Genomic DNA, 13,032 nt, shown 5'->3' on the forward strand with positions numbered 1-13,032 from the left:
TTTAATTAGTTACTATTTTATATTTTATTTTAAATTTATATTTCATACTAATTTGTCGTAACATGAAATAAGTATGGTGAATATAATATAAAGATAATAATCAAAGGAGTGACGCTATGCCTTCAAATATATTAAGCATGAGTATTGATAAAACTCAAAATATACCAATTATAATAGGCAATACATCTTCATTTAATATAAGTATAAAAAATCTTAGTAGTAGCCAAAGATTATACAACTTAGGACTTTATTTAACATTACCAGATGGTTTAGTTATTTCAACATCTACTATACCTCAAACTTCAAGTGTAGTAAATGCAGATAATAGTATCACATATTCATGGATAAATCTAAAAGATCTTGCTCCAATGGAAATAAATTATAATTTTAGCATTACAGTCAAATGTAATACTAAGTTTAAAAATGGGTCTAATGTTCCTTTTGGATATATCTTTTCGGGAATAAACGTATCTTGTCAAGTAGATACTATGCCTAGAGGAATCTATGATATAGGAAATCAAGTAATCACCCAACAAATAGCTATGACATTTCAGTCAGTTAGGTTTTACAGTACTGTATCAACATCATCAAAAGTATTAAAAGGAGCTGGAAGCTCACCTGCATTAAATGACTATACCCAAGTAAACACTGCCACCTATAAATTTTATAACAATTCAGTTTCATCATCTTTAATTAATGTAACTATATTATTAGATGATGGTATAAGATATATTGGAAATATTACAGTATCTGGTACAGATGCTTCAAAATTTAGTACTCCTACTATAAGCTTAGTAAGTATTGACAATAAGTTATACACTCAGATTTATTATGGAAGTATTAATCTTTCAGTTGGTAGTAACACTACTTTAAATTTTAGCTATGCCGTATGGAATCAATACAATAATAATCAAGGCAATTTTATAATTCATGGAACTAAGTTAAATATGTTTGTTAATATGAATTCTGCAGATCCTCTTATAATCTCAAGTAGTGATAGTAGTACTAGTTTCTTAGCTATGGATTTAATAATAACAACTTCTACAAGCAAGTCTTTAGTAGATGTACAAAACACTGTAACCTACACTTATGTGTATAAGGTTGGGCAATATTACAATATACAAAATATAGTCGTTCATTATTTTTTACCTGATGGAGTATTTTATATATCTAGTTCATCTGCTCCAACTTCAGTTATTGATGACCCTATTTTACAAGGGTATTATATGACTTATAATTTTGCCTTAGCCACACAAAATTCTACTAAAGCAGTAACTATAAATGCAAAGATTGATAGTTATTATAGATATAAAAAAGATAGTGAGTTTTTAAATTTACCAGTAGTTGCCTCTGATCCATTTTTAGCTACTACAGATATTTCAGGTATCCTCTTTGGGCCATTAACTACCGTTACAGATAATGCTAGTGTATCTTCTAGCATAAGTATTGGATCTATAAATAAACAATTTATAAAAGGATATTATAAAAATGGAACTCCTAAAACTATAAATACTCTAGCTCCTGGTGACTTAGCAGAATATACTTTAACTTATAATGCTTCTACTTTAAAAGCGATTCAAAAGCAAGTATATATAGATGACTTTTTCCCATTATCTGCTGATCCTATAGAAAATTTAAACTATTTATATACAGGATATAACCCAATTTTACAGCCTCAAATGATTAGTCCACATGGAGTAGATTTTAATTATGGAGATATTCCAGGATTGTCTTTAGCGACTATTAACTTTAAAGTTCCAATAAAGTTACTTGGTTCTTCTTCTCAAAATGCTAACTTAATGAAATTAAAAGGAATAAATACCTATGGATATGCTTATAGTAGTCGTTCTCAAGTAAATATTAATATAGGTACTCCAAACTTAACATTAACTAAGTCTGTATCTGGACCTAACAAAAATGCAATCCAAGCAAATGAGATTTATACCTATACCGTAACATTAACTAATACAAATACACTTGGTAGCGAAACGGATGCATTTAACTTTACTCTTAATGATACTTTGTCTACTTGGTTTGTACTTAATCAAGCTAGTTTAAAAGTAACATGTCCTGGCAGTTATAATGCCCCTGAAATTCAAGGCAATAATATAGTTGTTTATATAAATAAATTAGCACCTGGCCAATCTTTAGTTTTAACATACAATGTAACTATAAGTTCTGTTTTAGCACCTAGCATTAATATTACAACTACAGCTACTAATACTAATCCGTATTCACAAATATATGATGCAAGTTCAGATAATTTTCAATATACTAATCTAAATAAAACTGTATCTATAACTATATCTTCATTAGCTATAGCACTTTCTAAAGTAAATGTTTATGATATTTTCAAAGTAGGTTCACTTATAACTTACTCACTTACTATTACTATTCCTCAAGGTACTATTGCCTATGGACTTTATGTAAAAGATACTTTGCCAAGTGGCGGACAGATTTATACGGGACCATCTTATAAAAATGGAAATCTAATTACACCTTCAGTTTCTTCTAATGTAGTTACTTTCCCTACCGAAGGAACTGTAGATGCTAGAGCTTTGGCTATAACTATTGTCTATATAATGACAGCTAAAATAAGCAATGCTAATAAATCTCTAAATGCTACTACTTCAACCCAAACCAATACTGTTCAATGCTTATACCAACAAATTCAGGGTGGTAGCTTTACAACTATTAGTAAGTCTTTGTCAGTAACAATAAATCATCCTAATTTAGTAATGAACTTAAGTGCAACTGATAAAACAACATCAGTTATATATAATCAAACTGCTAATATAAATACTAATGCTATTATGCAATTTAAGTTAATTTTCCAAAATAATAGTGCTATTAAATTATTAAATGGAACTATCGAAATACCTATTAATAATAATTTTTTGTTTTCTTGGATAGATACAACAGTTTTATGTGGCGCAACTTATAATAGTTCATCAAAGAAAATCATTATAACGATACCTCAATTAGATTCGTCTGTATCTGGTTATGTAACTTTCACAGTCATACCTAAGTCAAATTTAAGAGCAGGTACATCTATAAATACTCAGGCAACTGCAATTTCATATTATAATGATATTTCTCCTACAAAAGTATATAGCGGTGAAAAAAGTAATATATTAACTTGTATTCTACCTCCTGGCGTATCACTTATGCCAAATCCATTAAATCAAATAAATGATTCAACATCATTTATAGTAACACCACCAGGTAATACAGCTATAATAATTGATTACTTTAAAAATATAGGTGGAGGATATGATGATTTCACATTGACGATACAAAAGGTTGCTATAGGGTATACATTATATATAGATGATATAAAAATCACAGATGTATTACCAAATACGCTTTATCAAGCGGACTTAGATATAATGAAAAATTCAGCTCCTAATACTAACAAAACTATCAAAATTACAGCACTGATTCCTACTTCACAGTCTTTAGGAGTTAGATATGATTTTATAGTTACCGCTAAATCTAAAACTAATCCTTACCCAGAAAAAACAGTATTAAATATAGATCCTAGTTAACACTTTTTATAACATTATTAAAAGCCATAGATTATTTAAATATAGTCTATGGCCTTTAATAATGCAGTAATATATTGGTATTTATAAACACTGTATTTTTATTAATTAAGTTGCTTGATGCATTCTCAATTATTATTTTTATATTATTTTTATTCACATATTCTATCCCAACGGGAACTAACATATAACATGAAAATCCAAATTTATCTCTTAATAATTTACTTTTTTGAAATTTGCTTTTAAATATCATTTCATAGTCAATGCTACCTATTACTATAAGCATGCAAATATTTGATTTGCACTCTCCATATATATCATTAGAAGGAGTATTAACAAGTTTTGTCTGTAATATTTCTATGCTAACATTAGAATCAACTATCTTTAATATAGGATCACATGTAGTTAATATATTATCTATAGACAGCTGTTTAAATACTTTTTCGTTAACTTTTGTATACACTCTATTACTTTGAATCGGTACTCTTGCAGGACATTTTTCAATATTATATATATAGTCGTGTTCTATGATAGAATAGTTTTTTATAATTTCACAAAAACAAAGAGGCAAAACTACAACCTTAAATGTTATACTTTTCTTGTAACCTGAATTTATATCCCCTATACAAAAACCATACTGTGGGTTTAGACATCTTACTTTTATATTATTTATTTCTACCGAATTTTGAATAAATTCTGTTCCTAATGGAATTTTATCTCTAAAAAATACATCTGTTACTAAATAATCACTTATATTATAGATATCAATTGTATATGTTAATATATCAAAATAGTAAGTATTTTTTTTATCTACAAATTTTTCTATTTTTAATATATTCTTTACTATATCTGTTGAAACAATGTTACTCAAAGTCGTCTTAGCTACTAAAGGACTTTGAGGTGATAATCTATATTTAAAATCTATTCTGCACTCATTGATGACCCTCATCATATCACCTTTTCTATTTATATAATAAATGTCTTAAGTAAAACTTAATATTCATCTATATATTGCATTAACATTGTAACACTTATAAAAATTTTATCTAAGCTAATATTAGCAACTGTTACATCTTCAATTAGATATTTTAAGTTAACTTGTTCTTGATCACAAGTTTCTTTTGGAATTATTATAAATGTACTAAAAGGTATGCTAACTTTTAATATCTCATTTTTATTTAACCCCTTGCTTCGTTTACAGTTAACATAATATTCCAAAACTAAACTTAAATTTACAGTGCCTACTATAATTAGTTTTTTCCCGCTTAGGTGTTGACCTTCTAAAGAAGTACCTTGCATAGTTTTTATTATTTTTGTATCTATTATCTTTGTTGAACATACCTCTATATTTGGAGTTGTACTTTCTATATTGCAAATAGTTATATTCTTAGTATATAAAGCTACATCTTGATATACATTAAATTGTTTGAAATATTTTAATGGGCTTAACTCTTCAAAACAAGATAAGTTACAATTCATTTTATCTATATTAACATCCATATTATAATTTCTCCCCCATAACGCATTAATTCTATTTATTAATATAATATAGTATAATATTATGCAATTAATTATCTTTTAGGAGCTAATTACATATATTATTTAAATTTCTCTATTATTGCATCTACTATATATTTACTAGCATAACCATCTCCATAAGGATTTGATGCATGCGACATAACGTCATATATATCTTGACTAGTTAAAAGTTCATATGTTAAATCAAAAATTTTATTTTCATTTACTCCTACTAATTTTAATGTTTTAGCTTCTACACCTTCTGGTCTTTCAGTTGTGTCCCTAAGCACAAGTACTGGTTTTCCAAGAGATGGAGCTTCTTCTTGTATTCCCCCACTATCAGTCATTATTATATAAGATTGATTTATAAAATTGTGAAAATCTATTACTTCTAATGGTTCTATTAAATGAACCTTCTTATTACCTTTAAAAATTTCATTAGCCACTTTTCTAACGTTTGGATTTAGGTGAACTGGATATACAACTTGAACATCTTCAAATGTGTCTATTATTCTTTTTATAGCACTAAACATATTCCTCATATTTTCCCCTAAATTTTCTCTTCTGTGTGCGGTTAGTAATATTAATTTATCATCTCCTATCTCTTTTAATATTTCATGTTCATAATTACCTTTGATAGTTGTTTTTAGTGCATCAATTGCTGTATTTCCAGTTACATAAATTTTATATTCTTCTTTTCCTTCTTTTAATAAATTTTCCTTTGATGTCTCAGTTGGAGCAAAATACATATCAGCTATAGTATCTGTAATTTGTCTATTTATTTCCTCTGGAAATGGAGAATATTTATTATTAGTTCTAAGACCGGCTTCGACATGACCAACACTTACCTGATTATAAAAGGCTGCTAAAGACCCAGCTAATGTTGTAGTTGTATCTCCATGAACTAATACAATATCAGGCTTTTCTTTTTTTATAACTTTATCTAAACTTTCTAAAGCTCTTAAAGTTATTTCCATTAAACTTTGATCTTGTTTCATTATATCTAAATCATAATCCGGAACAATTTTAAATACACTTAAAACTTGATCTAACATTTCTCTATGTTGAGCAGTTACACAAACTATACTTTCTATCTCTAATCTATTTTCTAATTCTTTTACAAGAGGAGCCATTTTTATAGCTTCTGGTCTTGTTCCAAATATCGTCATAACTTTTAGTTTCATTATCTCACTACCTTTGCAATTTAGTTAATACGATATAGTATATTCATATTGTGTACTATTAATAAGCAAATAAAGGCTACTTGCTTTTTTATAGCTTTATTTTTTTTTATTTATACTGTGAACATTTATATATAAATACCCATTTCCTTGGATCGATCTTGAAAGTGTCAATGGTACTGTACATTTTATAAGTTGAGAATAATATTCTGTTTCTGTAAGCTTTCTTTCAAATTCATTATTTGCCCACTCTATTAAAAGAGCTAAAGCTCCACTTACATGAGGTGTCGCCATACTAGTCCCACTTAGTGTTGCATAAGATTTATTTTTATAGGTAGATAAAATACCTACTCCCGGTGCCACTAAATCTACAAATTTATTTGAATTACTAAATCTAGCTACACTTTTATTTTTATCTATCGCTCCAACTGCTACAACTTCATCATAAGAACCTGGATAATCAAATTCATCAGTAGCTGAATTACCATTATCACCTCTATTTCCTGCTGCACATACAACTAATATATTTTTACTTACAGCATTTATAATAGTATCATGTAATTCCTTAGTATCTTTAGGACCCCCTAATGACATTGATATTATGTCTACATTTTTGGATACTGCATAATTTATAGCATCAATTATCCACTTCATACTTCCACTACCATTTTTATTTAGTGCTTTTAAAATTAATAATTTTGCACCAGGAGCTACACCTGTAATACCTACTTTATCATTATTTGCTGCTATGGTTCCAGCCACATGAGTTCCATGACCTTGGTAATCTTCGTATATATTAGGGTCTGAGTTATCATCATCAGTGAAATTTCTTCCTCCAATTATTCTACCATCTAAAGCTGGATGTTTTGTATCACAGCCTGTGTCTATAACTGCTATAACTATACCTTTGCCTGTATAACCTTTTGACCACAACATAGGTGCATTTATAATGTTAACTCCATATGGAATAGAATATGATAAATCAGATGCTTTACCTTCAATAAAAAATGGTATTAGATTTAAGTTTTCATTCATAATATATCATCCTTTTATATTGTAAAATACTTCATTATTTATATATCATAAGAAATTATTTTTAATTGTATCTAAGTATAAAATATGATTTTATGTTATAGATAGTTACAATTTGTAATTAAAGAACGACTTATTATTTTTCACATAAAAAACTACTAATTTTAATTAGCAGCTAATCTATCTCTATCATTTCACCTTTTATTGCATATATAACCAATTCACAAATATTAGTTATATGATCTCCTATTCTCTCTAAATATCGTCCTACAAACAATAGCTTTACACCTTGGTTTATATTATCAGAATTTTTATGCATTGCTCCTAAGGCATCTACATACACATCATTGTATAATTCATCTACTATATCATCTTGAAGTGCTGTTTTGTATGCAAGTTTTTCATCATTTTCCATAAGAGCAACTTTAGCATTTTTAAGCATAGATACACAAACATCTTTCATCTTTGGTATATCTATTAACTTCTCTACGTATTCATCACTTCCTATTTTTATAGTCTCCATGGCTATATTTACTGCATAGTCCCCAACTCTTTCAAGTTCTATAGCTATAACACCAAGTGCGTGTATAATTCTTAGATCTGTTGCTAGTGGTTGCTTTAGAGCTATAAGTTCTATACTTTTATCTCTTATGTAGGACCTTAAGTCATCTATTTCATTATCTAGAATTAGTATCTCTTTCGATTGTTCTATATCTTTAGATACCATCGCATCTACAGATTTAATAACTATATTTTCACATTTATCCATCATTTGTAAAGTTAAATCAGTTAATTTATTTATATTTAAGTCCATGTTACTAATATTCATAAAAATCTCCTTATCTTTTAACCAAATCTTCCAGTTATATAATCTTCTGTTTTTTTATTTGTAGGATTTGTAAAAATTGTAGTAGTATTGTCAAATTCAATTATTTCTCCGCTTAAAAAGAAAGCTGTTTTATCAGATATCCTAGCTGCTTGCTGCATATTATGAGTAACTATAACAATTGTATATTTGCCCTTCATATTTTGTATAAGTTCTTCTATTTTTAATGTTGATATAGGGTCTAGTGCTGAAGTTGGTTCATCCATTAATATAACTTTTGGATTCATAGCTATTGCTCTAGCTATACATACACGCTGTTGTTGACCTCCTGATAAACCTAATGCTGAAGTTTTTAATCTATCTTTAACTTCATCCCATATAGCTGCATCTTTTAAGCTTCTTTGTACAATTTCATCTAATTTTTTTTTATCTCTAATTCCCTGTACCTTAGGTCCATAAGCCACATTATCATATATGCTCATAGGAAACGGGTTTGGCTTTTGAAATACCATTCCTACTTTTGTTCTAAGCTTTATAACATCATCACTTTTATAAATATCTTCTCCATCTATTTTTATAACACCCGTTATTTTCACATTGTCTATTAAGTCATTCATTCTATTTAAAGTTCTTAGAAATGTTGATTTTCCGCACCCAGATGGACCTATAAAAGCTGTTACTTCATTTTCAGCTATATCTATATTAATTCCATTTAATGCTTTATTATCTCCATAGTATAATTCTAAATTTTTTACACTTATCTTAGTTTTTTGTGACATATTTGCACCTCTTTAATAATTTGCTTTATTGATTTTTTTACTTATCAATTTTGCTAAAGAATTTAAAATTAATATTATAACTATCAATACTATTCCTATAGCGGCTGCTTCTTCTATATTTCCTTTTTCTTTAGTAACTAAATATGCATGAACCGTTAATGTTCTTGCACTATCAAATATGCCATGTGGCATTTGTGCTACAGTTCCTGCTGTAAGTAATATTGCTGCTGACTCTCCAACTACTCTACCTATTGATAATATAAGTCCCGATAGTATTCCAGGTACAGCACTTGGTAGTACTACTTTATATAAAGTCTGAAATCTAGTTGCTCCAAGTCCTAATGAAGCTTCTCTATAATTTATCGGAACAGTTTTTAATGATTCTTCAGTTGTACGAATTATAAATGGAAGTATTATTATAGATACAGTTAATGCCCCTGATAATATTGAATAATTAAATCCAAGTACTACTACAAAAAATATTCCACCAAAGAGCCCATATACTATAGATGGTATTCCAGCTAAACTTTCAGTTGCAAATCTTATTATTTTTACGATTTTACCTTGTTTTGCATATTCTTTAAGGTACACAGCAGCTAAAACACCTATTGGTGTAGCTATTAAAACTGCTAAAAATATAGTATACAATGTAGCAACTATCATAGGTAATATCCCACCACTTCCATTTGCTGAGTAATCACTAAATAAAAATGATGGTTTTATTAACTTTATACCTTTTATAAATATAAATCCAACTATTGATGCTAATACAGATACTGTAAACATTGCACATAACCATACTGTTAAATTAAGTATAATTTCTTTTAGTTTTCTCATATTAGCTTCCCGCCTTAGCTGATATTTTAGTTAATATTAAATTTAATATTAATATAAATATAAATAATACTACGCCGGTTGCAAATAACATCTCTTGATGAGTTCCAAATGCATATCCCATTTCAAGTGCTATATTTGTTGTAAGTAACCTTACACTATCCATTATAGAATTTGGTGTAACTGGAGAGTTTCCAGCTACTAATATAACTGCCATAGTCTCTCCAATAGCTCTTCCTACGCCTAATACTACAGCTGCTAAAATACCTGATTTAGCTGCTGGCACTACAACTTTAAAGGTTGTTTCAGTTTTGGATGCTCCAAGAGCCAGAGATCCTTCTTTGTAAGACTTTGGTACTGCTCTTATAGCTGTCTCTGATACAGCTATTATTGTAGGCAGCATCATAATTGCTAATACTATTATTACGGCCAATAAACTTTGCCCTTTGGGTAAATTAAATATCTTTTGAATGTTTGGGACTATAAAGGCAATTCCAAATACTCCATATAAAACAGATGGTATCCCTGCTAATAATTCAACTGCTGGAGATATTATTTCACCTAATTTTTTTGGTGCAATTTCAACTATAAATACAGCTGTAAAAATTCCAATTGGTACTCCTATTACTAAAGAACCAAAAGTTGCTAATAATGATGATACTATCATTGGAAATATACCAAATTTATCAGCACTTGGAACCCATTCTTTTCCAAATATAAAATCTATAAATGAATAACCTTTCAATATAAATGGAGTTAAGCCTTTGTAAAATACAAAACCTATTATAAGTAGTAAACTCATTACTGCTACTAATGCACTTATTAAAAATACCTTTTGTGTTATATAATCTATTAAATATTTATTTTTATTGTTGTTGTCTAATTTTTCATTAATTTGCATGTAATCCTCCATATAGGCAAGTCTCCCTAATAGGGAGACTTTATTAACTTAGATTAATCTATTTTATTTTTATTAATCCATTTTCTTCTACTATCTTTTGTCCTTCTTCACTTAATATATAATTTATAAATTTTTTAGAATTTTCATCAGCTTTATCTTCTTTGTATACTAATAAAAATGGTCTTGATATTTTATAAGTTGAGTCTTTAACTGCACTAGCTTTTGGCTCTACATTATCTACACTTAAAGCCTTTATAGTATCATCTATATATTCAAATGATATAAATCCTATAGCATTTTCATTTGTTGATACAGTCGATTTTATATTTCCTGATCCATCTCCTATTTGTGCTTCTTTAGTAAGTTCTTCTGGCTTATATCCTACGATTTCCTGAAAAGCATCACGAGTTCCAGATCCATCCTCTCTTGATACAACTACTATTGGTGCGTCTTTGCCTCCTATATTCTTCCAATTAGTTATCTTTCCTGTGTATATATCTTTTATTTGAGCCATTGTTAACCCTTTTACATTGTTTTTAGAATTAACTATAAGAGCTATACCGTCATATGCAACCTCTACTTCTTTAAGTCCAGCACTTTTTTCTTCTTTCTTTAAATCTCTAGATGACATTCCTATATTAACTGTTTCGTTTATAGCATCTTTAATTCCAGCTGATGATCCTAATTGATTTACTTCAATATTTATGTTAGAATTTGAAGTTTTAAATTTTTCAGCTTCCTTTTCTATAAGAGGCCCTACTGAAGTTGAACCAGATATAGCTACACCTGAAGTTTTATTTGATTTTTCCCTACCACAACCTGTACTAAGTCCACATACTAGTACTAAGCTGCTTAATAACACTGCCACTCTTTTATTAAACATAACTTACCTCCAATATTTACTTTTTGATACTAATATTATAACCATGTAAGTTTAAGATTATTTACAAAATAAAAAAGCCTAGAAAATCTAGACTTTAATAATGCTTAAATCAATTCATTAGAATCTCGCTCTATAGCAAATTCTGTTTTTATGTTTATTTCTTCTTTATTATAGCTTCTCATTTCTATGATTATAACTATAGTTGTAATTATTATAGCTATAAAGTCTGCTATCGGTTGTGCTAGCCATACTCCTCTTAAGTTGAAAAATCTAGGTAGAATAATTATTGCTGGAATTAGTAATATTACTTGTCTAAGTAAACTTAAAAACATTGCTACTTTAGCTTTACCTATTGATTGTACATAATTACTACCAGTTATAGATATTCCAACTAACGGCAACATAAATAAATAAACTCTAATACCTTCTACTGACATCTTCATAAGCTCTTCATCTTTATTAAAAAGTCCTATTATCTGCTCTGGGAATAACTGTATTATGCCACTTCCAATACACAATATCGTAGTTGCTGCACATAAAGATACTATATATGCTTTTTTAGATCGATTATATTGTTTTGCTCCGTAGTTAAAACCTATTATTGGTTGTGATCCTTGATTTATTCCAAATATTGGCATTAAAAATATCATGGAAATTGAGGATATAGTAGTCATAGCACCTATTGCTAAGTCTCCACCGTAAGCTTTTAGTGCATGGTTAGATATTACTTGAACCATACTAGCTGCAATTTGCATTGCAAATGGAGACATTCCTATTGCAAATACTCCTAATGCTAATTTTTTATCTAATTTCAAACTAGATTTAGTGAATTTTAAGTTTGATTTACCAGACATATAATAGGTCATTGTTAAAACAGCAGTTAATGCTTGGGATGTAATAGTTGCAAGTGCCGCTCCTTTTATACCTTGACCTAACATAAATATAAACAGTGCATCTAAAGCTACATTAGTCAAACATCCAATTATCATTATACCTGCAGATATTTTAGGACTTCCATCTGCCCTTATTGAATGATTTAGTGAAAATGATAATATATTTACTACACTTCCTATTAATATTATATTTATATACTCTTTTGCATAAAATAATGTATTTTCACTAGCACCAAATAATATAAGTATTTTATCTACAAAAACAATTCCTATTATAGTTAATATAATTCCTATTAATATTGATAATGTAATTGCATTTCCTATTAACTTTTGTGCTTCTTCTTTTTTACCTTGCCCTAATTTTATAGATATACTAGTTGTTGTTCCTATTCCTATAAGCATCCCAAAAGCTAATATTATAGTCATAACAGGCATTGTAACCCCAAGACCAGTTATTGCAAGTGGCCCTACTCCTGGTATATTCCCTATAAAGATTCTATCCACTACATTATACAAAGCATTTACCATCATTCCTATTATTGCTGGAATAGAATACTTTATAAGTAGTTTATAAATTGATTCGGTTGCTATTGATTGTTGTGAATTCATTTTTATCTCCCCCTTTATTTGTAAAAAATAT

11 protein-coding genes are annotated in these 13,032 nt (G+C 28.5%); 1 reads left to right on the forward strand and 10 read right to left on the reverse strand.

Annotation, left to right across the window (positions count from 1 at the left end; all coding sequences use genetic code 11):
- The first annotated feature begins 116 nt into the window (after nucleotides 1-116).
- On the forward strand, nucleotides 117-3,548 hold the full coding sequence (locus QOZ84_RS09670) for an isopeptide-forming domain-containing fimbrial protein (protein ID WP_284132758.1): 3,432 nt from the start codon (nucleotides 117-119) through the stop codon (nucleotides 3,546-3,548).
- Between the two features lie 55 nt (nucleotides 3,549-3,603).
- On the opposite strand, the gene QOZ84_RS09675 is transcribed toward QOZ84_RS09670, so the two are convergent.
- The 10 genes from QOZ84_RS09675 to QOZ84_RS09720 all read right to left on the reverse strand — a co-directional run bounded on the left by QOZ84_RS09675 (nucleotide 3,604) and on the right by QOZ84_RS09720 (nucleotide 13,001).
- Nucleotides 3,604-4,494, reverse strand: coding sequence for a DUF11 domain-containing protein (locus QOZ84_RS09675; RefSeq protein ID WP_284132759.1), 891 nt, complete (start codon nucleotides 4,492-4,494; stop codon nucleotides 3,604-3,606).
- A gap of 44 nt (nucleotides 4,495-4,538) precedes the next feature.
- Nucleotides 4,539-5,045: an SPOCS domain-containing protein gene (locus QOZ84_RS09680; RefSeq protein ID WP_284132760.1), complete on the reverse strand. Its 507-nt coding sequence runs from the start codon at nucleotides 5,043-5,045 to the stop codon at nucleotides 4,539-4,541.
- A gap of 98 nt (nucleotides 5,046-5,143) precedes the next feature.
- Nucleotides 5,144-6,250, reverse strand: a complete 1,107-nt coding sequence (gene wecB / locus QOZ84_RS09685) for a non-hydrolyzing UDP-N-acetylglucosamine 2-epimerase (RefSeq protein WP_284132926.1) — start codon at nucleotides 6,248-6,250, stop codon at nucleotides 5,144-5,146.
- Nucleotides 6,251-6,343: 93 nt separating this feature from the next.
- Nucleotides 6,344-7,279, reverse strand: coding sequence for a S8 family peptidase (locus tag QOZ84_RS09690; RefSeq protein WP_284132761.1), 936 nt, complete (start codon nucleotides 7,277-7,279; stop codon nucleotides 6,344-6,346).
- Between the two features lie 172 nt (nucleotides 7,280-7,451).
- Nucleotides 7,452-8,105, reverse strand: a complete 654-nt coding sequence (phoU, locus tag QOZ84_RS09695) for a phosphate signaling complex protein PhoU (protein ID WP_284132762.1) — start codon at nucleotides 8,103-8,105, stop codon at nucleotides 7,452-7,454.
- 17 nt (nucleotides 8,106-8,122) lie between these two features.
- On the reverse strand, nucleotides 8,123-8,881 hold the full coding sequence (pstB, locus tag QOZ84_RS09700; protein WP_284132763.1) for a phosphate ABC transporter ATP-binding protein PstB: 759 nt from the start codon (nucleotides 8,879-8,881) through the stop codon (nucleotides 8,123-8,125).
- A 12-nt stretch (nucleotides 8,882-8,893) separates the two neighbouring features.
- On the reverse strand, nucleotides 8,894-9,718 hold the full coding sequence (pstA, locus tag QOZ84_RS09705; protein WP_284132764.1) for a phosphate ABC transporter permease PstA: 825 nt from the start codon (nucleotides 9,716-9,718) through the stop codon (nucleotides 8,894-8,896).
- Between the two features lies 1 nt (nucleotide 9,719).
- Nucleotides 9,720-10,628 (reverse strand): phosphate ABC transporter permease subunit PstC, encoded by a 909-nt coding sequence (pstC, locus tag QOZ84_RS09710; protein ID WP_284132765.1) that lies wholly within the window; start codon nucleotides 10,626-10,628, stop codon nucleotides 9,720-9,722.
- A gap of 46 nt (nucleotides 10,629-10,674) precedes the next feature.
- Nucleotides 10,675-11,499 (reverse strand): phosphate ABC transporter substrate-binding protein, encoded by an 825-nt coding sequence (locus QOZ84_RS09715; RefSeq protein ID WP_284132766.1) that lies wholly within the window; start codon nucleotides 11,497-11,499, stop codon nucleotides 10,675-10,677.
- Nucleotides 11,500-11,603: 104 nt separating this feature from the next.
- Entirely contained in the window at nucleotides 11,604-13,001 is a 1,398-nt protein-coding gene (locus tag QOZ84_RS09720) for an MATE family efflux transporter (protein WP_284132767.1), read from the reverse strand.
- Nucleotides 13,002-13,032 lie beyond the last annotated feature (31 nt).

Source organism: Romboutsia sedimentorum, assembly GCF_030131845.1.
GTDB classification, from domain to species: domain Bacteria; phylum Bacillota; class Clostridia; order Peptostreptococcales; family Peptostreptococcaceae; genus Romboutsia_D; species Romboutsia_D sedimentorum.